Here is a 25,013-nt window from a genome sequence, read left to right on the forward strand (position 1 = left end):
GCCCTCGCCCCTTCCCCTGCCACATACCGACTGGTTAGTCTGCTGGTGCATTCAAGGGAGAGGCAGGTCCTGATGGGTACGGTCGACGGCGCGCGTGTAGTGGTCACAGGGGCGGGCGGCGGTATCGGCGCGGCGCTGGCCCGGAGGTTCGCCGCGGAGGGGGCCCGTGTCGTGGTCAACGACCTGGACGGCGCCAGAGCCGGTGCGGTGGCCGATGAGATCGGCGGGACCGCGCTGCCCGGTGACGCGTCGGCGGTCGTGGAGGCCGCCCGGGATGCACTCGGCGGACGGGTCGACATCTACTGCGCCAACGCCGGCCTCGGCTCGGCAGGCGACCCCTTCTCCGACGAGGCGGTCTGGGACGCGGCCTGGGACCTCAATGTGATGGCCCATGTCCGCGCCGCCCGCGCGCTGCTGCCCGGCTGGCTGGAGCGCGGAGAGGGCCGGTTCGTCTCCACCGTGTCGGCCGCCGGGCTGCTCACCATGATCGGCGCGGCGCCGTACAGCGTCACCAAGCACGGTGCGCTGGCCTTCGCGGAGTGGCTCTCGCTCACCTACCGCCATCGCGGGCTGAAGGTCCACGCGATCTGCCCGCAGGGCGTACGGACCGACATGCTGGCCTCGACCGGGTCCGCGGGTGAGCTGGTGCTCGCGCCGACGGCGATCGAGCCCGCCGATGTCGCCGAGGCGCTGATGGCCGCCATCGCCGACGACCGCTTCCTGGTACTTCCGCACCCCGAGGTCGCCGACTACTACCAGGCGCGGGCCGCCGATCCCGACCGGTGGATCGGCGGGATGAACCACCTCCAGCAGAAATGGGAGTCCGGACGGTGAGCGCCTCGCTCTACGCGGCGAAGCCCTGGCTGGAGCTGCTCAGCGAGGCCCAGCGCCGCCCGGTCCACCCGCAGGCGAGCGTGGTGCACGCCTTCCGTGACGCCGTCGCCCGCGCACCGGAGCGCCCGGCCCTCGCCTACTTCGACGGACGGCTGACCTACCGCGAGACCGACGCGCTCTCCGACTCGGTCGCAGGGCACCTCGCCGCGCGGGGTGTGGGGCGCGGCGACCGGGTCGCGGTCATGCTGCAGAACTCGCCGCACTTCGTGCTGGCGCTGCTCGGTGCCTGGAAGGCCGGCGCCACGGTCGTACCGCTCAACCCGATGTACAAGTCGGCCGAGGTCGGCCACGCCCTGCGGGACGCCGGGGTCACCGCGCTCGTCTGCTCCGACCGGGCCTGGGAGTCGTATCTGCGCGAGACCTCCGCCGGAGTGCCGCTGCGTTGCGCGCTCACCGCCTGCGAGCGCGATCTGCAGACCCGGGACGACGCCCGGGTCCTCGGCTTCGAGCGGCTGCCGTGCCCCGCCGACACCGACGACCTGGTGACCGTCGCCCGGCAGGGTCTCCCGGCCCCCGCAGGCCGCGATCCGCACCCCGCCGACGTGGCCCTGATCAGCTATACGTCCGGCACCAGCGGGACCCCCAAGGGCGCGATGAACGCCCACGCCAACATCATGGTGAACGCCGAGCGCCAGCGCACCGGGCACCCGGTGGCCGAGGGCTCCGCCTACTTCGCGCTCGCGCCGCTCTTCCACATCACCGGGATGGTCTGCGAGCTGGCCGCGTGCGTCGCCAACGCCGGGACTCTCGTACTCGCCTACCGGTTCCACCCCGGAGTGGTGCTCGACGCCTTCGCCGAGCACCGCCCCGCCTACACCGTCGGCCCCTCCACGGCCTTCATGGCGCTCGCGGCCGATCCCTCGGTCACCCCGGACCACTTCGCCTCCTTCCAGGTGATCTCGTCCGGCGGCGCACCGCTGCCGCCCGCGCTGGTGGAGGGGTTCCGTGAGCGCTTCGGCCCGTACATCCGCAACGGCTACGGGCTCACCGAGTGCACCGCCCCGTGCGCGTCCGTCCCGCCCGAGCGGGAGGCCCCGGTCGACCCGGTGTCGGGCACGCTCTCGGTCGGAGTGCCGGGGCCCGACACCGTGGTGCGGATCGTGGACCCCGACGGCGGTGAGGTGCCGTTCGGGGAGCAGGGCGAGATCGTGGTGAGCGGGCCGCAGGTCGTCTCCGGATACTGGGAACGGCCGGAGGCCACCGCCGAGGCGTTCCCCGGCGGTGAGCTGCGCACCGGGGACATCGGCTTCATGGACCGGTACGGCTGGCTCTATGTCGTGGACCGGATGAAGGACATGATCAACGCATCCGGCTTCAAGGTCTGGCCGCGCGAGGTGGAGGACGTCCTCTACACCCACCCCGCCGTACGGGAGGCCGCCGTGGTGGGGATCCCCGACGCCTACCGCGGCGAGTCGGTCAAGGCGTATGTGAGCCTGCGGCCGACGGGGACCGGGAGCGCGGTGACACCGGCGGAGCTGGCCGCGTACTGCAAGGAGCGGCTCGCGGCGTACAAGTACCCGCGCGAGGTCGAGATCCTGCCGGAGCTGCCGAAGACCACCAGTGGGAAGATCCTGAGGCGGGAACTGCGTTCCCCGCAGTGACGAGCACACGGACGGAAGGTGGCGGCGATGGCAGCCAGAACGACCGACGGGAACGGCGTGCCCGTCCCGCAGAGGCTGCTGGCCGCCGCCACCCGGCTCTTCGCCGAGCGCGGCTACGACCGGACGTCGGTCCAGGAGATCGTCGAGGCGGCCGGAGTCACCAAGGGCGCCCTCTACCACTACTTCGGGTCCAAGGAGGATCTCCTCCAGGAGGTCTACTCACGGGTGCTGAGGCTCCAGCAGGAGCGGCTCGACGCGTTCGCGGACGCCGACGCGCCGGTCGAGGAGCGGCTGCGCGACGCCGCCGCGGACGTCGTCGTCACCACCATCGACAATCTGGACGACGCGTCGATCTTCTTCCGCTCCATGCACCATCTGAGCCCCGAGAAGAACAAGCAGGTACGGCTGGAGCGCCGCCGCTACCACGAGCGCTTCCGGGCGCTGGTGGAGGAGGGCCAGCGCGCCGGGGTGTTCTCGGCGGCCACCCCCGCGGACCTGGTGGTCGACTACCACTTCGGGTCCGTGCACCATCTGTCCACGTGGTACCGCCCGGACGGCTCGCTGACCCCGCGCGAAGTGGCCGACCAGCTGGCGGATCTGCTGCTGCGGGCGCTGCGGCCGTAGCTCCGCTGCCGGAGCGTCAGCCCGCGGCCGCCGCGACCAGCGCCGACATCACCCGGGTGTCGTCGCCCGCCTCCGGATGCCACTGCACGCCCAGCACCCACGCCGCACCCGGCAGCTCCACCGCCTCCACGGTGCCGTCCGCCGCGTACGCGCTCACCACCAGGGTGTCGGCCAGCCGGCCGGCCGCCTGGTGGTGGTACGTCGGGACCGATGCCTCGTCCGGCACGATCGACGCGTACCGCGTGCCCGGCACCGGCTTCACCGGGTGCCGGCCGAAGACACCCACACCCCCGGTGTGCCCGTCCAGATGCTGCACCAGCGTCCCGCCCAGCGCGACATTCAGCAGCTGCATCCCCCGGCAGATGCCGAGTAGCGGCACCCCCGAGGCCAACGCCACCCGGATCAGGGCGAGTTCCCAGGCGTCCCGGTCCCGCGCCGCGGGGCCGGTACGGGGGTCGGTCTCCGCCCCGTACCGCGCCGGCTCGATGTCGGCGCCGCCCGCGACGACAAGACCGTCCAGCCTGGCCAGGGCGGGGGCCGCGACGGCCGGGTCGTCCGGCGGGAGGAGTACGGCGATACCGCCCGCCGCCTGGACCAGGCGCGGGTATCCGGCCGGCAGCAGCGCCGCCGGCATGTCCCACACACCCCACTGGGCCGGTTCCAGATAGGTCGTGACACCGATGAGCGGCTTGGACACAGCGACTCCGTTTCCGCGGATTCCGTTCGGTCGGGTGTGAGCCGGTGAGGTGGTGAGTGTGCGCCAGTGGGTCCGGGCCTGTGGGGCAGGCCCGGTGGGGGCCGGGCCTGCGGCGTCCGGTTCAGTCCCGTTCGAGCTCGGCCTCGGCCGCTGCCAGCGCGGCGAACTCCTCCTCCGGCGCCCGCGCCACCAGATGATGGCGACTGTAGAGCGCGAAGTAGGCGAGGGCCACGGCATAGACGCCCATGGCGATGAACGCCGCGTCCTTGTCCACCAGGAACGTCGCCGCCAGCGCGAAGAGGGCGAGTACGAACGCCACCGACGAGGTCAGCACACCCCCCGGGGTCCGGTACGGGCGCTCCAGCGCCGGTTCGCGGCGCCGCAGCACGATGTGGGACAGCGCCATCAGCGCGTACGAGATGGTCGCGCCGAAGACCGCGACGTTCAGCATCCGGGCCCCGTTCCCCGTCCCCGCCGCCAGCGCGAAGCCGATCGCTCCGGGGACCAGCAGCCCCAGGTACGGCGACTTCCGGCGGTTGGTGAGCGAGAGGAAGCGGGGCAGATAGCCGGCCCGGGAGAGCGCGAAGAGCTGGCGTGATCCCGCGAAGACCAGCGAGAAGAAGGACGCGACCAGGCCCGCGAGACCGGCGTAGTTGACGAAACGGCTCAGCGGTGTGGGACCGCCGTCCCCCTGCAAGGCCACCACCAGTGGGTTCCCGGCCTCCTTGATGGCGTTCGAGCCGTGTGCGCCGGCCGCCGCGAAGAAGGTCAGTACGGCGAGCAGCACCAGGACGCCCACGGAGATCGAGAGGGCCCGCGGCATGGAGCGCACCGGGTCCTTCGCCTCCTCCGCGGCCAGCGGTACGCCCTCGACGCCGAGGAAGAACCACATACCGAAGGGGAACGCCGCCCAGATGCCGAGGAGTCCGAACGGCAGCCACGAACCCGAGCCGAAGGCGCTCGTGTCGACCGGGATGTCGCTGAGCCCGCTCACGCTGAAGCCGGTGAACGCGCCGACCGCGAAGATCAGCAGCGCGGCCACCGCGATCGCCGTCACCACCAGGCTGAAACGCAGTGCCTCGCCCACGCCCCAGAGATGGATTCCGATGAAGACCGCGAAGCAGGCGAGATAGACCGGCCAGCCGGATTCGAGGCCGAAGAGGCCGAGCGACTCGACGTAGTCGCCGATGAAGATGGAGATCGCGGCGGGCGCCAGGATGTACTCGATGAGGATCGCGGTGCCGGTGAGGAAACCGCCCCACGTACCCAGCGCACGGCGGGCGAAGCCGTAACCGCCGCCGGCCGTCGGCAGGATCGTGGACAGCTCCGCCAGCGTGAAGACCAGACAGGCGTACATCACGCCCATCAGCAGCATGGCGACGGCGAGCCCGCCGAAACCGCCCTTGGACAGACCGATGTTCCAGCCGGAGAAGTCACCCGAGACGACGTAGGCGACCCCGAGCCCCGTGAGCAGCAGCCATCCCGCACTGCCCCTGCGCAGAGTGCGGCGGCTGAGGTAGGCATCGTCGGCCGGGGAGGAGGGAGACGCGGGGGAGGAGAGAGACGCGGGGGACGAGGCGGAGGGGTCGTCCCTGGTGGTGCCTTCGGCCATGAGTCGCTCCTGACAGAGGTCAAAGGTTTGCACGCACACCATTCCGGTACTCCCGGCCGTGCGCAAGCCCCCTGCGCGGGCCCGTGCGGCCGGGCCTGTGCGACCCGGGCCGGCCATCCGGCCCGGATCGCACCGGTCCTGGTCGCTGCGGCCCCCGGTCAGGACAGAAAGCCGCGCAGCAGCGCGGCCGTACCCTCGCAGTGCTCCCGCATCACCTCGCGCGCCGCGTCCGCGTCCCCGTCGACGACCGCGTCGACCAGCGCGGAGTGCTGGTGCTGTGAGTGCTCCAGGTTCCGTACGAGCAGCGGAATGCAGTCCAGCAGATCGTTCAGCGTCGCCCGCACCGCGACGTACTGGGCGCTGAGCGTGGGCGACCCGCACAGTTCGGCGAGGGTCAGATGCAGCACCGTGTCCCGCCGCCGGTACTCGGCCAGCGGTGCGTCATGGGTGGCGGCGAGCGCGGCCCGCAGGCGCCGCACGTCCTCATCGGCGAGACCGTGCGCCACGCACAGTCCGGCGGCCCCGACCTCCAGCACCTCGCGGAAGCGCAGGGTGTCCTCGACGTCCACCCCCGCCACCCGCCGGCGCAGCTCGTCCTCACCGTGCGCGGCCGGGCGGTGCAGCACGAAGGTCCCGCCGTACCGGCCGCGCCTGCTCTCCACCAGGCCCTGCTCGGTCAGCACCTTCAGCACCTCGCGGAGTGTGACCCGGCTGATCCCCATCCGCTCCGCCAGTTCGCGCTCGGCGGGCAGCCTGTCCCCGGCCGGGACAAGGCCGAGGCGCAGCAGCTGAAGGATCTGTTCCAGCGCCTCTTCGAAGCCGTTCCCGGCGCGCACGGGGCGCAGTACGGGCGTCAGGGGGTCTGCCGGTTCGATCTGCCTCGCCACGTCACCGATCCTCTTCCCCTTCAATGGTCTTCGGTACTACCTTATGGCTTCCGGCTGGCCCAAGGAGGGGTAATCCCGTGGCAGACCGCACACCCCCGCTCGGGGTGGAGGAGCTTCGCTCCCTCGTCACGAGCGGTGAGATCGACACCGTCGTCCTGGCCTTCCCCGATATGCAGGGACGTCTCCAGGGCAAGCGGTTCGCCGCCCCCTTCTTCCTGGACGAGGTCCTGGAGAACGGCAGCGAGGGGTGCAACTACCTTCTCGCCGTCGACACCGAGATGAACACCGTCGACGGCTATGAGATGTCCTCGTGGGAGACCGGCTACGGCGACTTCGCGATGCACCCGGATCCCACCACACTGCGCCGGATCCCCTGGAACCAGGGCACCGCGCTGCTCATCGCCGACCTGGCGTGGAACGACGGCGCACCCGTCGTGGCGGCCCCGCGCCAGGTGCTCCGCCGCCAGCTGGAGCGTCTCGCCGAGCACGGTCTCACCGCGCATGTGGGCACGGAGCTGGAGTTCATCGTCTTCCGGGACACGTACGAGGAGGCATGGGACCGCAACTACCGCGACCTCGTCCCGGCCAACCAGTACAACATCGACTACTCCGTCCTCGGCACCGGCCGGATCGAGCCGCTGCTGCGCCGGATCCGCAACGAGATGGCGGCGGCCGGTCTGACCGTCGAGTCCGCCAAGGGCGAGTGCAACCCGGGCCAGCACGAGATCGCCTTCCGGTACGACGAGGCCCTCGTCACCTGTGACCAGCACGCCGTCTACAAGACCGGCGCCAAGGAGATCGCGTCGCAGGAAGGGGTCGCGCTCACCTTCATGGCCAAGTACAACGAGCGCGAGGGCAACTCCTGCCATATCCACCTCTCGTTGCGGGACGCCGAAGGCCGTCCCGCGATGGCCGGCGCAGGACCTGACGGGATGTCGCCGGTCATGCGGTCCTTCCTGGCGGGGCAGCTGGCCGCACTGCGTGATTTCTCGCTGCTGTACGCGCCCAACATCAACTCGTACAAACGCTTCCAGCCGGGCTCCTTCGCTCCGACCGCCGTGGCCTGGGGCCACGACAACCGCACCTGTGCGCTCCGTGTCGTCGGCCACGGCCCCTCGATGCGCTTCGAGAACCGGCTGCCGGGCGGTGACGTCAATCCGCACCTGGCCGTCGCGGGACTCGTCGCGGCCGGCCTGTACGGCATCGAGCAGCGGCTGGAACTGCCCGACGAGTGCACCGGGAACGCGTACACCGCCGGATACGAGCGGGTCCCCACCACTCTGCGCGAAGCCGCTGAACTGTGGGAGACCAGCCCGGTCGCCAAGGCGGCCTTCGGCGCCGAAGTCGTCGCCCACTACCGCAACATGGCGCGGGTCGAACTCGAAGCCTTCGACGCCGCGGTGACCGACTGGGAGCTCCGCCGCTCCTTCGAACGTCTGTGAGGAACGCTGTGGTCCACGCATCCCACGAGGTAGGTCCCGAGCTGTCGCACGAGGTGCTCGACCCGACAACCGGCCAACTGGTCGAGACCGTGCGGGCGACGACGGCCGCCGGGGTCGACGAGGCCGTCGCCAGGGCGGCGCGGGCCCAGCGCGGCTGGGCCGCAGCGGCGCCGGCCGACCGCGCCAGGCTGCTGCGCCGCTTCGCCGACGTCGTCGACGGACATGCCGAGGAGCTGGCGCGGCTGGAGGTGCGGGAGGCCGGTCACACCATCGGCAACGCCCGCTGGGAGGCCGGCAACGTCCGCGATCTCCTCGAATTCGCCGCCGGAGGGGTGGAGCGGCTCAGCGGCCGGCAGATCCCCGTCGCGGGGGGCCTCGACCTCACCCTCCTCGAACCGCTCGGCGTCGTCGGCGTGATCGCGCCCTGGAACTTCCCCATGCCGATCGCCGCCTGGGGCACGGCCCCCGCGCTGGCCGCGGGCAACGCGGTGCTCCTCAAACCCGCCGAGACCACCCCGCTGACCGCGCTCCGGCTGGCCGGACTCGCCCTGGAGGCGGGTCTGCCCGAAGGGCTGTTCCAGGTACTGCCGGGCGCGGGCGACACCACGGGCCGGGCCCTGGTCGACCATCCGGGTGTGGCGAAGATCGTCTTCACCGGCTCCGTCCGCGTCGGCAAGAGCGTCATGGCCAGGTGCGCCGAGCGCGTGAAGCGCGTGACGCTCGAACTCGGCGGCAAGAGCCCCAACATCGTCTTCGCCGACTGCGACCTGGAGGCCGCGGCCGCCGCGACCCCCATGTCCTTCCTGGACAACAGCGGCCAGGACTGCTGCGCCCGCACCCGCATCCTGGTGCAGCGCTCCGTCCATGACCGCTTCCTCGCTCTCCTCACTCCCGCGATCGAGTCCGTGGTGGTCGGTGACCCCGCCGACGAGAAGACCCAGATGGGCCCGCTGATCTCCGAGGCCCAGCGCGAACGGGTGCGTGGCTACGTCCCCGACGGGGCGGCGGGGATCCGCGGTACGGCGCCCACCGGACCCGGTTTCTGGTTCCCGCCGACCGTGCTCACCGGCCTCGCTCCGGATGCCCCGGCGGCTTGTGAGGAGATCTTCGGCCCGGTCGCCGTGGTCCTTCCCTTCGAGGACGAGGAGGAGGCGGTCCGGCTCGCCAACGCCACCGAGTACGGGCTGTCGGGCTCCATCTGGACCCGCGACGTCGGCCGTGCGATCCGGGTCTCCCGCGCGGTCGCCGCGGGCAATCTCTCCGTCAACTCGCACTCCAGCGTCCGCTACGGGACACCCTTCGGCGGCTACAAGCAGTCCGGCATCGGCCGCGAACTCGGCCCCGACGCCCTGACCGCTTTCACCGAGACCAAGAACGTCTTCATCAGCACGGAACCCAGCACGGAACGCAACATGGAAGCCAGCACGGAACGCAACACGGAACCCCGCAAGGAACCCGGCACAGAACCCGGCACGGAGGCCTGAGACACCATGACCGAGAGCAGCATCTGCCGCCGCCTGGCCGGCCGTACCGCCGTCATCACCGGCGCGGGCAGCGGAATCGGCCGCGCGGCCGCGCGGCGACTGGCTTCCGAGGGCGCCCATGTCGTCTGCGGCGACATCGACGAGGCCGCGGGCAAGGCCGCCGCCGAAGAGGTCGGCGGTACCTTCGTGCGGGTCGACGTGACCAGCCCCGAGCAGGTCGAGGCGCTGTTCAGGACGGCGTACGACACTTACGGCAGCGTCGACGTCGCCTTCAACAATGCGGGTATCTCGCCGCCCGACGACGACTCCATCCTCACCACAGGACTGGAAGCCTGGAAGCGCGTCCAGGACGTCAACCTCACCTCCGTCTACCTCTGCTGCAAGGCAGCCGTCCCCTATATGCAGCGCCAGGGCCGGGGCTCCATCATCAACACCGCGTCCTTCGTGGCGATCATGGGCGCCGCGACCTCGCAGATCTCGTACACCGCGTCCAAGGGCGGTGTGCTCGCCATGTCACGCGAGCTCGGCGTGCAGTTCGCCCGCGAGGGGATCCGCGTCAACGCGCTCTGCCCGGGGCCGGTCAACACCCCCCTTCTGCAGGAGCTGTTCGCGAAGGACCCGGAGCGCGCGGGACGCCGGCTCGTCCACATCCCGGCCGGCCGGTTCGCGGAGGCGGACGAGATCGCCGCCGCCGTGGCCTTCCTCGCCAGCGACGATTCCTCGTTCGTCAACGCCACCGACTTCCTGGTCGACGGCGGTATCGCGGGCGCCTATGTCACACCCGTGTAGGCGTCGCGGAGGAGCGGCGGTGGTCCGGGGGCGGGCAGGGCGGCCCGGGGGCAGGGAGGTCCGGGGCGGGACGGAGGTACACGCCTGCCCCGGACCTCCCTGCCCGCCCCCGTAACGGCCCCCCTCCCGCTACAGGTACTTCTTCAGCTCGCGGCGCGCCAGGGACCGCTGGTGCACCTCGTCCGGCCCGTCGGCGAGCCTCAGGGTCCTTGCCGCCGCCCAGAGTTCGGCCAGCGGGAAGTCCTGGCTCACCCCGCCGGCGCCGTACAGCTGGACCGCGTTGTCGATGATGTCGATGACCGCGCGCGGAGTCGCGATCTTGATGGCCTGGATCTCCGTGTGCGCACCGCGGTTGCCCACCGTGTCCATCAGCCAGGCGGTCTTGAGGACCAGCAGCCGCAGCTGCTCCACGGTGACCCGGGCGTCCGCGATCCAGTTCTGTACGACGCCCTGCTGGGCCAGCGGCTTGCCGAACGCCGTGCGCCCGACCGCGCGCCGGCACATCAGCTCGATGGCCCGCTCGGCCATCCCGATCAGCCTCATGCAGTGGTGGATCCGGCCGGGGCCGAGACGGGCCTGGGCGATGGCGAAGCCGCCGCCTTCCTCGCCGATCAGGTTCGACACAGGGACCCGGACGTTGTCGAGGACCACCTCGGCGTGGCCGCCGTGGTAGTGGTCCTCATAGCCGTACACCTGCATGGCGCGGCGGACTTCGAGCCCCGGGGTGTCGCGCGGGACCAGGATCATCGACTGCTGGCGGCGGACGTCCTCCCCGTCCGGGTCGGTCTTCCCCATCACGATGAAGATCTTGCAGTCCGGGTTCATCGCCCCGGAGATGTACCACTTGCGGCCGTTGATGACGTACTCGTCGCCCTCGCGTGCGATACGGGTCTCGATGTTCGTCGCGTCGGACGAGGCCACCTCCGGCTCCGTCATGGCGAAGGCCGACCTGATCTCACCGGCGAGCAGCGGCTCCAGCCACTGCTTCTTCTGCTGCTCGGTGGCGAACTGGAAGAGCACCTCCATATTGCCCGTGTCCGGTGCCGCGCAGTTCAGCGCGGTGGGCGCCAACTGCGGTGAGCGCCCGGTGAGCTCGGCGAGCGGTGCGTACTGGAGGTTGGTCAGCCCCGCGCCGTACTCCGCGTCCGGCAGGAAGAGGTTCCACAGGCCCTGGCGGCGCGCCTCCGCCTTCAGCTCCTCGACCACCGCGGGGGTCTCCCACGGGGAGGCGAGCCGCGCACGCTGCTCGTGGGCGACGGCCTCGGCGGGCCGGACATGCTCGTCCATGAAGGCGGTGAGCCTGCCGCGCAGCTCTTCGGTGTGCGCGTCGAATGCGAAATCCATGGGGGTTCAGCCTTCCTGGAGGGTGGTGAGGCCGTGCTCGATGAAGACGGGGACCAGGGAGCCGATCTGGTCGAAACCCGCCCCGACGGTCTGGCCGAGGGTGTAGCGGTAGTGGATTCCTTCGAGGATCACGGCGAGCTTGAACCAGGCGAACGCCGTGTACCAGGCGATGGCGGAGGTGTCCCGGCCCGAGCGGGCCGCGTACCGCTCGACCAGCTCGGTGGGCGAGGGGTGGCCCGCCGCGCCGCTCGTGGTGGAGACGGGCGACTCGGGGATGCCCAGATCGGAGCTGTACATCACGAGCAGCCCCAGGTCGGTGAGCGGATCGCCCAGTGTCGACATCTCCCAGTCCAGGATCGCGTTGATCCTGTCGTCGGGACCGAGCAGGACGTTGTCCAGGCGGTAGTCGCCGTGCACCACGGTGGGGGCGGGGGAGCGCGGCAGCTCGCGTCCGAGTGTGGCGTGCAGTTCGTCGATGCCGGGCAGATCGCGGTTGCGCGAGGCGTCCAGCTGCTTGCCCCAGCGGCGCAGCTGCCGGTCGAGGAAGCCCTCGGGGCGCCCGAAGTCGGCGAGGCCCACCGCCTCCGGGTCCACGGCGTGCAGATCGACCAGCGTGTCGACCAGACCCAGCACCGCCGCCCGGGTCCGCTCGGCGCCGAGCGGCGCCAGCTGGGCGGCCGTACGGTACGGCGTGCCCTCGACGAACTCCATGACGTAGAACGGCGATCCGATCACCGACTCGTCCTCGCACAGCAGGACCGGCTCCGGCACCGGGACGCCCGTCGGGTGCAGCGCGCTGATCACCCGGTGCTCGCGCTTCATGTCGTGCGCGGTGGCCAGGACATGGCCGAGCGGGGGCCTGCGCACCACCCACCGGCCGGTGCCGTCGCTGACGGTGTACGTCAGATTGGACCGGCCGCCCTCGATCAGCCGCGCGCTGAGCGGTCCGCGCACCAGGCCGGGCCGCACCCGGTCGAGATGACCGCGCAGCGCCTCGGGGTCGATTCCCGGTGGGTGGACTGCGCTCATGGGGCACCTCCGTGTGTAGGGGCGGACCGTCCGGGTGGACGCTCGCGCGGATGTCTGCGGGAACGCTCGCTGTACTGCCAGCGCCCATCATGCCGACCAGTCGGTATGCCGTCCACCCCCGGTCCGCCTCCGGCAGCGGTGGGTGAGGGCCACATCTCTCATACACCGCCCGGCCGGTTCGGGTTCCCCTCCGGCCGGGACCGGCGCGGATGAACCGGGCTCACGTTTGCACGGGGTCCGGTTGCGCGAGGCCGGGCCTGACCAGAGGCTCGTAGGCATGAAGGCGATCAGCTACAGCCGTTACGGCGGCCCCGAGGTCCTGGAGTACGGCGAGCGCCCCGAGCCCAAGGTCGGGCCCGACTCCGTACTGGTGAAAGTGCGCGCGGCGGCCGTCAACCCGGTCGATGTGCAGACCCGTGAGGGGCACCTCGACGCGGTACTCGAAGCCGTCTTCCCGGTCGTGCCGGGCTGGGACGTCTCCGGGGTCGTGGTGCAGCCGGGTGCGGCCGTGACCGAGTTCGCCGTCGGCGACGAGGTGATGGGGTACGTACGGGAGGACTTCCTCTCGCGGGGCACCTTCGCCGAGTACGTGGCGGCCCCGGTGCGCACCCTCGCCCGCAAACCGCTGGGGCTGAGTTTCGAGGAGGCCGCCGGACTGCCGCTGACCGGGCTCACCGCCTACCAGGCGCTGCGCGCGCTCGAAATCCGGTCCGACGACACCGTTCTGGTCCATGCCGCCGCGGGCGGTGTCGGCTCGATGGCCGTGCAGCTCGCCCAGCACTCGGGCGCACGCGTCATCGGCACCGCGAGCACCCACAACCACGACCATCTGCGCACGCTGGGCGCGGAACCGGTGGCCTACGGCGAGGGGCTGGCCGAGCGGGTGCGCGCCCTGGCGCCCGAGGGGGTGGACGCGGTGCTCGACACGGTCGGCGGCGACACCCTGCGGCTCTCGGCGAACCTGCTCGCCCCGGAGGGCCGGCTCGCGTCCATCGTCGACGGCGACGTCGCCGAGTTCGGCGGCCGCTATGTCTTCGTACGGCCCGACCCGCTCGATCTGCATGTCCTCGGCGAACTGGCCGACCAGGGGGTCATCGCGGTCCATGTGGACCAGGTCCTGCCGCTGGAGCGCACGGCCGACGCGCAGCGGCTCAACACCGAGGGCCACACCCGGGGCAAGATCGTCGTCACGGTCGACTGGGAGGCGGCAGCCTGAGGCGACGGCGTCGGACAGACCGGATCGGGGCCCCGCAGCACAACGGCCGGGGCGCCGGTCCGGCGCGGTCGTGCGCGGCGGTGGAGGCCGCCGTCACCGCGGGTGCGAAGCGGTCAGACGGCGGTACGCGTCGAGGCCGTCGGGCACCCACTCCCAGGTGCCGAGCCGCTGTGCCAGCTCCTCGTCCGAGAGGAAGCCGTGCCAGGCGACCTCCTCCACCTGGGGATCGACCGGAAGGGTGCAGCGCACCTCGTACACCCAGGACCACCAGCCCTGCCCGGGGCCCTCGTAGAGGAACTTGAAGAGCGGTACGGGCGCGGGCAGCCCCGAGACGCCCAGCTCCTCCTCGGCCTCCCGCAGCGCCGCCGCGTCGTAGGACTCGCCCGCGCCGACCACCCCGCCCACGAACATGTCGTAGAGCGAGGGGAAGACCAGCTTCACCGGTGTCCTCCGGTGGACGAAGATCCGGTCGTCGGCGTCCCGGGCGAGGACGAAGACACAGCGGTGCAGCAGCCCCTTCGCGTACACCTCGCCCCTCGGGGCCTGCCCCGTCACCTGGTCGGACGCGTCGACCACATCGAGGATTTCGTCGGCCGGAGAAGCCGGAGAAGCCGGAGGAGCGGGAGACACCGGAACGGCAGGGGCAGAGGCAGCAGGAGCACCAGGGGACTCAGGTGAACCGGAGGACGCGGGAGGCACAGGGTTCGCAGGGGTCATGCGGCCATCTTCTCGCGCGGCGCACGCGCCGACCCGGAGGGCATCGCCGGGTGCCGCCCCAGCAGGATGATCCCCACGACGATCGCCGCCAGCCCGGCCGATTCCCAGGCCAGGGCGCCGGTGTCGGTGCGCAGCCGGTCGCCGAGGAAGCCGACGCCGCAGGCGATGCCCGCGAGCGGCTGCGCCGCGGTGAGCGCGGGCAGCGAACTGCGCAGCGGGGCGGCCTCGAAGGCGCTCTGCACCAGGACCAGTCCGGTCACCCCCAGCGCGATCACGGCGTACGGCTCCCAGCCCGTGGCCAGGCCCGCCCAGCCGCCGTGCTCCAGATGCTGCCCGCTGACCCGGGTCAGGGCGTCCTGGAGCCCGTACAGCAGCCCCGCGCCCAGCGCGAGGAGCGCGGGGCCCACGGTCAGCCGGGTCCGTTTGGCGAAGAACGCCAGGAGCATCGCGGTGCCCGCCACCACACCGATGATCAGCCAGTGCCGCAGCTCGTTCACCGATGCGGCGCCGGCCTTCGGCTGGCCCGCCAGGATGAAGACCGCGACCCCGCCCGCCAGCAGCGCGAGACCGCTCCACCCCTGCCGCCCCAGCGGCTGCCCGGTCTGGTGGCGGGAGAGCGCCATCGCGAAGAGCAGGTTCGTGGCGAGCAGCGGTTCCACCAGGGAGATCTCGCCCTGGCCGAGCGCCAGCGCGCCCAGCACCATGCCGCAGACCATCAGCCCGATGCCGCCCAGCCAGAGCGGCACCCGTACGAGGTCGAGAAGGAGCCGGAAGGAGAGGAAGTCCTTCATCGGGGCATGCCGGGCCGCTCTCTGCTGGAGCACGAAGCCGAAACCGAGACAGCAGGCCGCACCCACGGAGAGCGCGAGAACGAGTACCGACACGTGATCAACCTCAAGACCGGCCAGAAAAGGGGCGGGGTCCTGGCGACGATAGCGCCTGGAACGGCACCTGTACCCGTTGAGTGCAGCGAACGGGACGGTTGACGCAGCTTCGGGACGAACTGAAGATGTGACCCACAAGTAACCTGGCAGGGATGGGGCTCATGGCGGACGACGCTGACGTGATCGTGATCGGGGCCGGACTCGCCGGTCTGGTGGCCACCGCCGAGCTGGTGGACGCCGGCCGGAAGGTGATCCTTCTCGACCAGGAGCCCGAGCAGTCCATGGGCGGACAGGCGCACTGGTCCTTCGGCGGCCTCTTCTTCGTCGACTCGCCCGAACAGCGGCGCTTCCGGATCAAGGACAGCCATGAGCTGGCGATGCAGGACTGGCTGGGCACCGCCGGATTCGACCGCCCGGAGGACCACTGGCCGCGCCGGTGGGCCGAGTCGTACGTGGACTTCGCGTCCGGCGAGAAGCGGGCCTGGCTGCACGCCCAGGGGATGCGTTTCTTCCCGGTCGTCGGGTGGGCGGAGCGCGGTGGCTACGACGCGACGGGACACGGCAACTCCGTACCGCGCTTCCACATCACCTGGGGGACCGGGCCCGGTGTCGTCGCGCCCTTCGAACGCCGGGTGCGGGAGGGCGTGGCGCGCGGCCTGGTACAGCTGAGATTCCGCCACCGGGTCACCGGCCTCGCCCGCAGCGCCGGCGCGCTGGACACGGTGACCGGTGAGGTACTGGAGGCGAGCGGCGCGGAGCGGGGCACGGCGAGCAGCCGTACGGTCACCGGCGAGTTCAGCTACCGGGCGCAGGCGGTCATCGTCACCTCCGGCGGGATCGGCGGCAACCACGACCTCGTACGGGCGCAGTGGCCCGAGCGGCTCGGCACCCCGCCCGCGCACATGCTGTCGGGGGTGCCCGCACATGTGGACGGGCTGATGCTGGGCGTCGCCGAGGCAGCGGGCGGCAGCCAGATCAACCGGGACCGGATGTGGCACTACACCGAGGGCATCCAGAACTGGAACCCGATCTGGGCCAAGCACGCCATCCGTATCCTGCCGGGGCCCTCGTCCCTCTGGTTCGACGCGCGGGGCAAACGCCTGCCGGTGCCGCTCTTCCCCGGCTTCGACACGCTGGGCACTCTCGACCACATCATGAAGTCCGGCCACGACTACACCTGGTTCGTCCTCGACCAGCGCATCATCGGCAAGGAGTTCGCGCTCTCGGGCTCCGAGCAGAACCCGGACCTGACCGGGAAGTCCGTCCGTGACGTCATCGGGCGGGCGCGGGCCGACGTACCCGCGCCGGTGAAGGCGTTCATGGACAACGGCGCGGACTTCGTCGTGGAGAAGGATCTCGCCTCGCTGGTACGCGGGATGAACGCGCTCACCGACGAGCCGCTGATCGACGAGGCGGAGCTGCGCCGGGAGATCGTCGCGCGTGACCGCGAGATCAACAATCCGTTCACCAAGGACCTCCAGGTGATGGCGGTCCGCGGCGCTCGGAACTACCTGGGCGACAAGCTCATCCGTACGGCAGCGCCGCACCGGATCCTGGACCCCGCGGCGGGACCGCTGATCGCGGTGAAGCTCCACATCCTCACCCGTAAGTCGCTGGGCGGCCTGGAGACGGACCTGTCCTCCCGGGTCCTCGCCGAGCCGGACGGCGGCCCGGACCGGGGCGAGCCCGTGCCCGGTCTGTACGCAGCGGGGGAGGCGGCCGGGTTCGGCGGCGGCGGTGTGCACGGCTACCGCTCCCTGGAGGGCACGTTCCTGGGCGGCTGTATCCACTCCGGGCGGGTCGCCGGAAGGGCGGCGGCACGGGCGGTGGGGTAACGGCCTGCCCTCCTAAGGCCGTTCCCGCAGCCGTTCCACCACCCGGAACCTCTCGGCCACGATCATCGTGTCGTCGTCCACGGTGAACTCCGGGTCCCGCAGCGCCTCCCGCATCTCGTCCCCGTGCCAGAACCGCTCGTGCCCCGCGCGCCACTCGGCGACCGACGTATAGCCCTCGCCCTCGTCCAGCGCGTGCTGGAGGCCGATGTCGCCCAGCCGCTCCACCCGGACCTCGGTCAGCTCGACCACCGCCACCTCGCGGCCGTCCGAGTCGATCAGCGCCGAGCGCTCGCCGACCGGGGGCAGTTCCTCCTGCTCGGCCTCGTACTCGGCGAGGAGTCCGCTGGTCGAGACCTTCTCGCCGCGCAGCACGGCATCGACGAGCCGGTCGCGCAGCGGGCCGGGGAAGGCGAACAGCAGAGGCTTGAGAGGCTCGGGACCGGTCATGGTGCCAGCGTACGCACCCGGGTAAAACATTGCGGCGCAAGGGGAGTTGAGGCGGGTATGGCACCCGTCCGCCCTTGACGTGGGGCCATTACTACCGGTTTGCTGTGCGTGATCAATTGCCCCGGCGCCCTTGAGGAACCCCGCGGATGCCCCCTTTCCTCGGCCGCTCCCGAAGACGGGCCGGCCAGCTCGCCGACCCGGCGCTCGACGACGCCGAACTCGCTGCGGCGAAAACCCAGTTGGCCCAGGGCCGCTGGGGCACCGTCAGTTCACTGCTCACCGCGACCGCCGACGACTGGGACCGCCGCGGCCACCGTCTCGTCGTACTCGGCGAAGGGGCCGGGTCCGCGGCCTGGGCGGAGGACTGGCTGCTGGCCGAGCCGGAGAGCGCGGACGCCGCCGCGCTGCTGGCCTGCGCCACCGTGCTGCGGCTGCTGCGCGGCAAGGGGAACAGGACCGGCCGGGCCGGCCGGGACGAGGAGGACGCGGCCAGAGAGGCGTGCCGTGCCGCCGCCCGGATGGCGCCATCGGACCCCACGCCCTGGCTCGGCCTGCTGATCCTGGCCCGCAGCCGCGGTACCGAGGAGGAGGTCAGCCGCCTCTTCGACGAGGTGCGCTCCCGCCACCCCGAGCACCACCATGCCCACCACCTGATGGCCGCGCGGCTCGCCGAACGGCATCCGGAAGCCGGGCAGGACCCGCTCCACGAGGTGTACGACTTCGCGGCCTGGGCGGCCGAACAGGCGCCCGCCGACTCGCCGCTCGCCGTCCTTCCGGTGGTGGCCCACGCGGAGCGCTACCGGGTGCTCGCCGCCGCGGGCAGTGAACCGGACGATCCCGCGCGCTCCGCGCACTGGACGGGCCGCCGGGCCCGCCAGGTGATGAAGGCCGCCTTCGACTGGTGGCTGGAGTGGGAGCGCGAGGACCATCCGCGCAACCGCGTCGACCTCAACTTCCTGGCCCACGCGAAGTTCTGCGAGGGCCGCCCGGCCGAGGCCGCCGCACTGTTCCACCGCATCGGAGAACACATCACGCCAGCTCCCTGGGCGTACCCCGACCGGGACCCGTACCAGGCGTTCATGGCCGCGCGCGAGGCCGCGCTCGGCTCCGTCTAACTCCTCACCGAAGGGACCGACCCGCCATGCCGCCGGGCAGTTCGAGCACGAGCGAGATCAACGAGATCAGCACGTTCAAGGGGCAGGACCAGGCGCTGCGCGCCGGCCGTCTGGGGACGGCGGGGCTGCTGCTCTCCGTGCTCGCGGCCAGCGCGCCGCTTATGGTCGTCGCGGGTGTCATGCCCACGATCTTCGGCCTGATGGGGATCGTCGGACAGCCGATCCTCTACGTCATCCTGGCGGTCGTCCTGGCGCTATTCAGCGTCGGTTACGCGGAGATGAGCCGGCACGTCCACAACGCCGGGGCCTTCTACGCGTACATCGCCCGCGGCCTCGGCTCCACCGCAGGGGCCGGCGCCTCCTTCGTCGCGCTGGTCGCCTACAGCGCCATGCAGGTGGGCATCTACGGCATCTTCGGCTTCGAGGTGTCCGGCCTCTTCGACACCTATCTGAGCACCGAAGTGGCCTGGTGGATCCCGGCGCTGGTCGCCGTCGCGGTCGTCGGGGTGCTCTCCTGGCTGAAGATCGACCTCAACGCGAAGGTCCTCGGTGTGCTGCTGCTCATCGAGTGCGCCCTCGTGGTGATCTTCGACATCGCCTCGGTCGCGAACCCCGCCAAGGAGGGGCTCTCGCTGCACGCCTTCAACCCCGGCACCCTCACCGGTGCGGGCTTCGGCACTGCGCTCTGCTTCTGTATCGCCGCGTTCGTCGGCTTCGAACAGGCCCCGGTGTACGCCGAGGAGACCAGCAGGCCGCAGGTGGTCGTCCGCCGGGTGATGTTCCTCGCCGTCGGCTTCGTCGCGCTGTTCTTCGCCATCAGCTCCTGGGCGCTGACCGTGGCCGCCGGGCCTTCGGCGATCAGCGCGCAGGCCGGGAAGCTCGGCCCCGGACTGCTCTTCGGCCTCAGCGAGGGCGTCGTCGGCAAGTCCTTCACCGATGTGCTCCATGTCCTCTTCGTCACCGGCATGTTCGCCGCGATGCTCAGCTTCCACAACGTGGTCGCCCGGTACGCCTTCGCGATGGGCCGCGAGGGACTGCTGCCCGCCGCCTTCGGCCGTACCAACAAGTCCAGCGGCGCACCCGGCACCGGCTCACTGCTCCAGACCGTGATCTCCCTCCTGGTCGTCATCGCCTTCGCGGTGACCGACGGCAAGCCGCACGGCGACCCCACCGCGCCCGTCCTGCACCTCTTCACCTGGATGGGCAACATCGGCGCCCTCGGCATCATCCTGCTGATGGCCGCGGCGTCGGTCGCGGTCATCGCCTTCTTCGTGCAGCGCGGGGCGGCCCGTACACAGCTCTGGCGGCTGATCGCGTCGGGGCTCGCCTGTCTCGCCCTGCTCAGCATCGCCTTCATGACGGTCAAGGACTTCGATGTGCTGGTCGGCGCGGGCCCCGGCTCCGTACTGAGCTGGCTGCTGCCCGGCATCATCGGCCTCGCACTCGTCGGCGGTCTGGGCTACGGACTGGTGCTCCGCTCGAACAGGCCGCAGGTGCACGCCAGGATCGGGCTCGGCAACGAGGCATTCCAGCTCGACAAGGCCGCCGAGGCGCGGGCCGGATCCACGGCCGGACTGTGACGGAAGTCTGACGGCCACCCGCGGTCGCTGGCTTCCGGCGCCCGCGGGTGCTCGAATCGCGGGGTGACACCAGAACCCTCCGACCGCGACGGCCCGCCGGTCGGCCGCCGCCTCGTCCTCGGCATGCTCGGCCTCGGCGCGGCCGGGCTCGTCGCCGCGCCCGCCATCCAGCGCGGAACCGACTCGGCGCTCGGCGCGGTGGCGGGCAAGGACCCCACGGGACTGACCGGGCTGCTGCCCGGCGGCGGCGGATTCCGCTACTACTCGGTCACCTCATCGGTGCCCCACAAGGACGCCGGGAGCTACCGGCTCACCGTGGACGGCATGGTCGAGCGGCCCGTCTCGTACACCCTCGGTTCGCTGCGCCGGCTCCCGCAGACCAGGGTGGTGCGCGATGTGCAGTGCGTCACCGGCTGGCGGGTGCCGGAGACCCCCTTCGAAGGGGTCAGGCTCTCCCGGCTGCTCGATGCGGCGGGCGTGCGGCCGGGGGCCGGAGCGGTCCGCTTCACCTGCTTCGACGGCGCGTACAGCGAGAGCCTCACCCTGGACCAGGCGCGCCGTGCGGACGTCCTGGTGGCGCTGCGGATGCGGGACGAGCCGGTGAGCCACGACCACGGCGGGCCGGTCCGGCTCTATGTCGCGCCCATGTACTTCTACAAGTCCGCGAAATGGCTGTCCGGGATCACGGCCACCCGTGATGTGCGGCGTGGTTACTGGGAGGAGCGCGGCTATGACGTCGACGCATGGGTCGGCAGGTCCAACGGACGCGACGACCACCCCACGGTCTGAACCGCGGTCCGGACTGCGCCGCTTCACCCGCCCGGTGCGCTGGGTGCACCGTACGACGTCCGCACTGATGCTGGTCTGCATCGCGTCGGCCGGCTGCCTCTACGTCCCGCAGCTCGCGGAGCTGGTCGGCCGCCGCTATCTGGTGGTCACCGTCCATGAGTGGTCGGGGCTGCTGCTGCCGGTGCCGGTCCTGCTCGGCCTCGTCTCACGTACGCTCCGGGCGGACCTGGGCCGCCTCAACCGCTTCGCACCGTACGACAGGGTCTGGCTCCGGTCGGCGCTGCGCAGGGACGGATCGCCGCGTACGGCGGGCAAGTTCAACGGCGGCCAGAAGATCTACGCGGGGTGGATCGCGGGCGCCGCGCTGGTGATGCTCTGCACCGGGCTGCTGATGTGGTTCACGGGTCTGACCCCGCTGGTCTGGCGGACGAACGCCACCTTCGTGCACGACTGGCTGGCACCGGCCATCGGCATCGTGGTCGCCGGGCACATCGGGATGGCGCTGGGCGATCCGGAGGCGCGGCGGGGGATGCGGACGGGGTGGGTCGGGCGCGGCTGGGCGCGGCGGGAGCATCCGCGGTGGCTCGACGAGCGGTGAGGAGCCGGGCCCCGGCGCCGCCCGGAGCCCGCGCCGCGCGGCCCTCAGTCGCCCCGGTCGCCGGAGCCGCCCCGGTCGCCGGAGCCGCCTCGATCGTCGGTATCGCCGAAGTCGATCAGCACCTTGCAGGACCGTGACCGGTCGGCCGCGAGGGCGAACGCCTCCACCGCCCGCTCCACCGGCACCACCGCGCTGATCAGCGCGTCGAAGGACTCCTCCCGGGCCAGCAGCTCCAGCGCCTCGTCGAACTCCGTGTCGAAGCGGAGCGCGCCGCGCAGCTCGATCTCCCGGCTCACCACCAGATTCCCGGCGAACGGGCTCATCCCCGGCGGCAGCATCCCCAGCTGTACGACGGCCCCGCCCCGCCGCACGGACCGCAGACAGGTGTCCAGGCCGGCCGCCGATCCGGACGCCTCGACCGCCGTGTCCACCTCGTCCGGCAGTCCGGACCCGGCCGGGCCGGGGTCCGCCGGGCCGTCTGCCCGTACGAGCCGCGTCGCACCCGCTGCCGCCGCGAACTCCAGGGCCCTGGGCAGCAGATCGGTGGCCGTGACGGCCGCGGCGCCCGCAGCCCGCAGCGCCGCCACCACCAGGGCGCCGATCGGTCCCGCTCCCGTGACCAGGACATGCCTGCCCGCGACGGGACCGGCCCTGCGCACCGCGTGCAGCGCCACCGCCAGCGGCTCCGCCAGGGCGGCCCTGCGCAGCCCGAGACCCGCGGGCAGCGCCCTCAACTGGCCTGCCGGTACCGCGATCCGCGCCGCGAAGCCGCCCTGCACATGCGGGGTACGGGCCGCGCTGCCGAGATAGCGGGTGTCGCGGCAGACCTGGGCCCGCCCGTCCCGGCACTCAGGACAGACAGCGCACGGCGTCGCCGGATGCACCGCCACCCGCGTGCCGGGCGGCGGCCCCGCCGCCCCTTCGCCGTACGAGACCACGGTGCCCACGACCTCGTGGCCCAGCACCATCGGCTCCCGGAGCCGGAAGTCGCCGACCCCGCCGTGCCGCCAGTAGTGCAGATCCGAGCCGCACACCCCGCCGTACCGCACCGCGACGACGGCCTCGCCGGGCCCGGCGGCCGGCTCGGGCAGCTCCTCGACCCGCAGGTCGTCCGCCCCGTGGATCACACATCCTCGCATCACAGCACGCTCGTCATTCCGCCGTCGACGTACAGGATCTGGCCGCTCACGAAGTCCGCGGCCGGTGAGGCGAGGAAGAGCACTCCGCCGACCAGGTCCTCGGTGCGCCCCCACCGCCCGGCGGGGGTCCGGCCGCGTACCCAGGAATTGAACTCCCCGTTCTCCACCAAGGGGCGGGTCAGCTCGGTCTCGATGTAGCCGGGGCCCAGGCCGTTGACCTGGATGCCGTGCGGCCCCCAGTCGGCGCACATGCCCTTGGTGAGCATCTTCAGGGCTCCCTTGGTGGCCGCGTACGGGGCGATGCCGGGGCGCACCACCTCGCTCTGCAGTGAGCAGATGTTGATGATCTTCCCCCTGCCGCGGGGGACCATCCGCCGGGCGGCCTCGCGGCCCACCAGGAAGGCGCTGGTGAGATTGGTGTCCACGATCCGGTGCCAGTCGGAGTCGGTGAAGTCGAGCAGCGGCGCGCGCAGTTGCATACCGGCGTTGTTGACCAGGATGTCCAGCGGGCCCGCCTGCTCCTCGGCCGCGGCGATCCCGGCGGCGACCGCCGGCCCGTCGGTGACGTCGAAGGCGGCGGTGAGCACCGTGCCCCCGGCGTCCGCGAGCCGGGCTGCCGCGTCCTTCAGCCGGCCCTCGTCCCGGCCGTTGATGACGACGGTGCAGCCCGCCTCCAGCAGCCCTCGGGCCAGGGCGTGGCCGATGCCCCGCCCGGCTCCGGTGACCAGTGCCGTACGGCCGCCGATCTCGAACAGTGGATGTGCCATGAGGTGTGTCCTTCTCCCGTGCGGGCGCGAACAGTTGCCTGCCCCGGTGGCTGCCCTGCCGCCTTCCTGGGCAACCAGCGGGCTCCTAGACAACCAGCGAGAGCAGCAGGATGAAGATCAGCGAGACGACCGAGATGATGGTCTCCATCACCGACCAGGTCTTGATCGTCTGGCCGACGTCCATCCCGAAGTACTCCTTGACCAGCCAGAACCCCGCGTCGTTGACATGGCTGAAGATGAGCGAGCCCGCGCCGACGGCGAGGACGAGCAGCGCCACATGAGCCGTGGACATGTCGGCGGCAAGCGGTGCGACCAGACCGGCTGCGGAGACCGTCGCCACGGTGGCGGAGCCGGTCGCGAGCCGCATCACCACGGCGATCAGCCAGGCCAGCAGCAGCGCGGGGATCGACCAGTCCTTGGAGATGTCCAGCACCATCTGGCCCACACCCGAGTCGATGAGGGTCTGCTTGAACCCACCGCCGGCTCCGACGATCAGCAGCACACTCGCGATCGGGGCGAGGGACTTCTCGACGGTGGCCGACATCCGGCCCTTGGTGAACCCGGCGGCGCGGCCCAGCGTGAACATGGCGACCAGCACCGCGGCCAGCAGGGCGATCAGGGGTGATCCGACGACGTCGAAGGTGCGCTGGACCGTGTCCGCCGGGTCGTCGATCATGATGTCGACGAGCGCCTTGGCCAGCATCAGTACGACGGGCAGCAGCACGGTGGCCACGGTGGCGCCGAAGCCGGGCCGCTTCTCCAGGTCCTCCGAAGGACGCTCGGGCACCATACGGTCGGGCGCCTCGATGTCCACCCAGCGGGCCGCGTACCGGGAGAAGACGGGACCGGCGACGACCACAGTCGGGATGGCCACCAGAACGCCCAGCGCGAGCGTCACGCCCAGGTTGGCGTGCACGGCTGCGATGGCCACCAGCGGCCCGGGGTGCGGCGGGATCAGACCGTGCATGACGGAGAGGCCGGCCAGCGCGGGGATACCGATCCGCATGAGTGAGAAATTGCCGCGCTTGGCGACCAGCAGCACCACCGGGATCAGCAGCACGATGCCGATCTCGAAGAAGAGCGGCAGACCGACGATCGCCGCGATCAGCACCATCGCCCACGGCATACCGCGCCGGCTCGCCTTCGCGAGGATGGTGTCGACGATCTGGTCGGCGCCGCCGGAATCCGCGAGGAGCTTGCCGAGGATGGCACCGAGCGCGATCAGGACACCGACGCTCGCGGTGGTGGAACCGAGGCCGGTGGTGAAACTCGTGATGACCTTGTCGAGCGGGGCGCCCGCGACCGCTCCCAGGACAAGCGATCCGATGGTCAGCGACAGGAACGCGTGGAGCTTGGTCTTCGTGATGAGCAGGACGATGACGGCGATGCCCGCGAGGACGGCGATACCCAGCTGGGCGTGGCCGGCCGACGATATCGGCGCTGCGTCCGCTGCCAGCATCTCGACACTGAGACTGGACACGGTGGATTCCTTCGGTTCGTGAGGCTGTGGCTCGGCGGTGGGG

Annotated in this window: 23 protein-coding genes; 12 read left to right on the plus strand and 11 right to left on the minus strand. The window is 71.5% G+C overall.

The features are described from left to right. Positions 1–72 precede the first annotated feature (72 nt). From ACWGKJ_RS24375 to ACWGKJ_RS24385, 3 genes are read left to right on the plus strand one after another with little or no spacing between them, the layout of a single operon-like run. Entirely contained in the window at positions 73–834 is a 762-nt protein-coding gene (locus ACWGKJ_RS24375; protein ID WP_385023420.1) for an SDR family oxidoreductase, read from the plus strand. Continuing rightward, positions 831–2,495 (plus strand): class I adenylate-forming enzyme family protein, encoded by a 1,665-nt coding sequence (locus ACWGKJ_RS24380; protein WP_385023422.1) that lies wholly within the window; start codon positions 831–833, stop codon positions 2,493–2,495. Before ACWGKJ_RS24375 ends, ACWGKJ_RS24380 begins: the two co-directional genes overlap by 4 nt. Before the next feature lie 27 nt (positions 2,496–2,522). Next, positions 2,523–3,119: a TetR/AcrR family transcriptional regulator gene (locus ACWGKJ_RS24385; RefSeq protein ID WP_385023424.1), complete on the plus strand. Its 597-nt coding sequence runs from the start codon at positions 2,523–2,525 to the stop codon at positions 3,117–3,119. 16 nt (positions 3,120–3,135) lie between these two features. Here the strand turns inward: ACWGKJ_RS24385 and ACWGKJ_RS24390 are convergent, their stop codons facing one another. The 3 genes from ACWGKJ_RS24390 to ACWGKJ_RS24400 form a co-directional block, all read right to left on the minus strand. Beyond that, positions 3,136–3,816: a gamma-glutamyl-gamma-aminobutyrate hydrolase family protein gene (locus tag ACWGKJ_RS24390; protein WP_385023426.1), complete on the minus strand. Its 681-nt coding sequence runs from the start codon at positions 3,814–3,816 to the stop codon at positions 3,136–3,138. Between the two features lie 121 nt (positions 3,817–3,937). Next, positions 3,938–5,428, minus strand: coding sequence for an ethanolamine permease (gene eat / locus ACWGKJ_RS24395; RefSeq protein ID WP_385023428.1), 1,491 nt, complete (start codon positions 5,426–5,428; stop codon positions 3,938–3,940). A 158-nt stretch (positions 5,429–5,586) separates the two neighbouring features. After that, positions 5,587–6,315 carry a FadR/GntR family transcriptional regulator gene (locus ACWGKJ_RS24400; protein ID WP_385023430.1) on the minus strand — a complete coding sequence of 243 codons (729 nt, stop codon included), beginning with the start codon at positions 6,313–6,315 and terminating at the stop codon, positions 5,587–5,589. A gap of 77 nt (positions 6,316–6,392) precedes the next feature. Here ACWGKJ_RS24400 and ACWGKJ_RS24405 point away from each other — a divergent pair, with 77 nt between their 5' ends. The 3 genes from ACWGKJ_RS24405 to ACWGKJ_RS24415 are packed head-to-tail and all read left to right on the plus strand — an operon-like array spanning position 6,393 to position 10,030. Continuing rightward, the gene (locus tag ACWGKJ_RS24405) at positions 6,393–7,757 is read left to right on the plus strand and encodes a glutamine synthetase family protein (protein WP_385023432.1); all 1,365 of its coding nucleotides are present in this window, start codon (positions 6,393–6,395) and stop codon (positions 7,755–7,757) included. Between the two features lie 8 nt (positions 7,758–7,765). Beyond that, on the plus strand, positions 7,766–9,241 hold the full coding sequence (locus ACWGKJ_RS24410) for an aldehyde dehydrogenase family protein (protein WP_385023434.1): 1,476 nt from the start codon (positions 7,766–7,768) through the stop codon (positions 9,239–9,241). 6 nt (positions 9,242–9,247) lie between these two features. Then, positions 9,248–10,030 carry a 3-oxoacyl-ACP reductase gene (locus ACWGKJ_RS24415; RefSeq protein ID WP_385023436.1) on the plus strand — a complete coding sequence of 261 codons (783 nt, stop codon included), beginning with the start codon at positions 9,248–9,250 and terminating at the stop codon, positions 10,028–10,030. Between the two features lie 129 nt (positions 10,031–10,159). Here the strand turns inward: ACWGKJ_RS24415 and ACWGKJ_RS24420 are convergent, their stop codons facing one another. Next, on the minus strand, positions 10,160–11,374 hold the full coding sequence (locus ACWGKJ_RS24420; protein WP_385023438.1) for an acyl-CoA dehydrogenase family protein: 1,215 nt from the start codon (positions 11,372–11,374) through the stop codon (positions 10,160–10,162). A 6-nt stretch (positions 11,375–11,380) separates the two neighbouring features. Beyond that, positions 11,381–12,403 carry a phosphotransferase family protein gene (locus tag ACWGKJ_RS24425; protein ID WP_385023440.1) on the minus strand — a complete coding sequence of 341 codons (1,023 nt, stop codon included), beginning with the start codon at positions 12,401–12,403 and terminating at the stop codon, positions 11,381–11,383. 277 nt (positions 12,404–12,680) lie between these two features. Between ACWGKJ_RS24425 and ACWGKJ_RS24430 the strand changes: the two genes are divergently transcribed. Further along, positions 12,681–13,619: an NADP-dependent oxidoreductase gene (locus ACWGKJ_RS24430; protein WP_385023442.1), complete on the plus strand. Its 939-nt coding sequence runs from the start codon at positions 12,681–12,683 to the stop codon at positions 13,617–13,619. A 93-nt stretch (positions 13,620–13,712) separates the two neighbouring features. On the opposite strand, the gene ACWGKJ_RS24435 is transcribed toward ACWGKJ_RS24430, so the two are convergent. Further along, positions 13,713–14,336 carry an NUDIX hydrolase gene (locus tag ACWGKJ_RS24435; protein WP_385023444.1) on the minus strand — a complete coding sequence of 208 codons (624 nt, stop codon included), beginning with the start codon at positions 14,334–14,336 and terminating at the stop codon, positions 13,713–13,715. Beyond that, positions 14,333–15,220, minus strand: a complete 888-nt coding sequence (locus ACWGKJ_RS24440; RefSeq protein ID WP_385023446.1) for a DMT family transporter — start codon at positions 15,218–15,220, stop codon at positions 14,333–14,335. The genes ACWGKJ_RS24435 and ACWGKJ_RS24440 overlap by 4 nt, the downstream gene beginning before the upstream one ends. Before the next feature lie 161 nt (positions 15,221–15,381). Here ACWGKJ_RS24440 and ACWGKJ_RS24445 point away from each other — a divergent pair, with 161 nt between their 5' ends. Further along, positions 15,382–17,055 carry an FAD-binding dehydrogenase gene (locus ACWGKJ_RS24445; RefSeq protein ID WP_385023448.1) on the plus strand — a complete coding sequence of 558 codons (1,674 nt, stop codon included), beginning with the start codon at positions 15,382–15,384 and terminating at the stop codon, positions 17,053–17,055. Between the two features lie 12 nt (positions 17,056–17,067). Here ACWGKJ_RS24445 and ACWGKJ_RS24450 read toward each other — a convergent pair whose 3' ends face one another. After that, a complete protein-coding gene (locus ACWGKJ_RS24450) occupies positions 17,068–17,502 on the minus strand; it encodes an ASCH domain-containing protein (RefSeq protein WP_385023450.1) in 435 nt (144 codons plus the stop codon). A 146-nt stretch (positions 17,503–17,648) separates the two neighbouring features. On the opposite strand from ACWGKJ_RS24450, the gene ACWGKJ_RS24455 reads away from it, so the two are divergent. The 4 genes from ACWGKJ_RS24455 to ACWGKJ_RS24470 all read left to right on the plus strand — a co-directional run bounded on the left by ACWGKJ_RS24455 (position 17,649) and on the right by ACWGKJ_RS24470 (position 21,584). Continuing rightward, entirely contained in the window at positions 17,649–18,617 is a 969-nt protein-coding gene (locus ACWGKJ_RS24455) for a hypothetical protein (protein ID WP_385023452.1), read from the plus strand. Between the two features lie 26 nt (positions 18,618–18,643). Next, positions 18,644–20,197, plus strand: a complete 1,554-nt coding sequence (locus tag ACWGKJ_RS24460; protein WP_385023454.1) for an APC family permease — start codon at positions 18,644–18,646, stop codon at positions 20,195–20,197. A gap of 123 nt (positions 20,198–20,320) precedes the next feature. Then, positions 20,321–20,986, plus strand: coding sequence for a molybdopterin-dependent oxidoreductase (locus ACWGKJ_RS24465; RefSeq protein WP_385023516.1), 666 nt, complete (start codon positions 20,321–20,323; stop codon positions 20,984–20,986). Continuing rightward, positions 20,928–21,584, plus strand: a complete 657-nt coding sequence (locus tag ACWGKJ_RS24470; RefSeq protein WP_385023456.1) for a cytochrome b/b6 domain-containing protein — start codon at positions 20,928–20,930, stop codon at positions 21,582–21,584. Before ACWGKJ_RS24465 ends, ACWGKJ_RS24470 begins: the two co-directional genes overlap by 59 nt. A 44-nt stretch (positions 21,585–21,628) precedes the next feature. Here ACWGKJ_RS24470 and ACWGKJ_RS24475 read toward each other — a convergent pair whose 3' ends face one another. The 3 genes from ACWGKJ_RS24475 to ACWGKJ_RS24485 form a co-directional block, all read right to left on the minus strand. Then, a complete protein-coding gene (locus ACWGKJ_RS24475) occupies positions 21,629–22,723 on the minus strand; it encodes an L-idonate 5-dehydrogenase (RefSeq protein ID WP_385023458.1) in 1,095 nt (364 codons plus the stop codon). Further along, positions 22,723–23,490, minus strand: coding sequence for a glucose 1-dehydrogenase (locus ACWGKJ_RS24480; protein WP_385023460.1), 768 nt, complete (start codon positions 23,488–23,490; stop codon positions 22,723–22,725). Before ACWGKJ_RS24480 ends, ACWGKJ_RS24475 begins: the two co-directional genes overlap by 1 nt. A gap of 85 nt (positions 23,491–23,575) precedes the next feature. Next, positions 23,576–24,970, minus strand: coding sequence for a GntT/GntP/DsdX family permease (locus ACWGKJ_RS24485; RefSeq protein WP_385023462.1), 1,395 nt, complete (start codon positions 24,968–24,970; stop codon positions 23,576–23,578). Positions 24,971–25,013 lie beyond the last annotated feature (43 nt).

The sequence above is a fragment of the Streptomyces sp. NPDC054757 genome (genome assembly GCF_053612185.1).

Coding starts and splice junctions, on each gene's coding strand:
- ACWGKJ_RS24375 (WP_385023420.1), top strand. CDS start 73: ATGGGTACGGTCGACGGCGCGCGTGTAGTGGTCACAGGGGCGGGCGGC.
- ACWGKJ_RS24450 (WP_385023450.1), bottom strand. CDS start 17,502: ATGACCGGTCCCGAGCCTCTCAAGCCTCTGCTGTTCGCCTTCCCCGGC.
- ACWGKJ_RS24435 (WP_385023444.1), bottom strand. CDS start 14,336: ATGACCCCTGCGAACCCTGTGCCTCCCGCGTCCTCCGGTTCACCTGAG.
- ACWGKJ_RS24425 (WP_385023440.1), bottom strand. CDS start 12,403: ATGAGCGCAGTCCACCCACCGGGAATCGACCCCGAGGCGCTGCGCGGT.
- ACWGKJ_RS24420 (WP_385023438.1), bottom strand. CDS start 11,374: ATGGATTTCGCATTCGACGCGCACACCGAAGAGCTGCGCGGCAGGCTC.
- ACWGKJ_RS24430 (WP_385023442.1), top strand. CDS start 12,681: ATGAAGGCGATCAGCTACAGCCGTTACGGCGGCCCCGAGGTCCTGGAG.
- ACWGKJ_RS24455 (WP_385023452.1), top strand. CDS start 17,649: ATGCCCCCTTTCCTCGGCCGCTCCCGAAGACGGGCCGGCCAGCTCGCC.
- ACWGKJ_RS24465 (WP_385023516.1), top strand. CDS start 20,321: ATGCTCGGCCTCGGCGCGGCCGGGCTCGTCGCCGCGCCCGCCATCCAG.
- ACWGKJ_RS24475 (WP_385023458.1), bottom strand. CDS start 22,723: ATGCGAGGATGTGTGATCCACGGGGCGGACGACCTGCGGGTCGAGGAG.
- eat (WP_385023428.1), bottom strand. CDS start 5,428: ATGGCCGAAGGCACCACCAGGGACGACCCCTCCGCCTCGTCCCCCGCG.
- ACWGKJ_RS24460 (WP_385023454.1), top strand. CDS start 18,644: ATGCCGCCGGGCAGTTCGAGCACGAGCGAGATCAACGAGATCAGCACG.
- ACWGKJ_RS24470 (WP_385023456.1), top strand. CDS start 20,928: ATGACGTCGACGCATGGGTCGGCAGGTCCAACGGACGCGACGACCACC.
- ACWGKJ_RS24445 (WP_385023448.1), top strand. CDS start 15,382: ATGGCGGACGACGCTGACGTGATCGTGATCGGGGCCGGACTCGCCGGT.
- ACWGKJ_RS24480 (WP_385023460.1), bottom strand. CDS start 23,490: ATGGCACATCCACTGTTCGAGATCGGCGGCCGTACGGCACTGGTCACC.
- ACWGKJ_RS24385 (WP_385023424.1), top strand. CDS start 2,523: ATGGCAGCCAGAACGACCGACGGGAACGGCGTGCCCGTCCCGCAGAGG.
- ACWGKJ_RS24415 (WP_385023436.1), top strand. CDS start 9,248: ATGACCGAGAGCAGCATCTGCCGCCGCCTGGCCGGCCGTACCGCCGTC.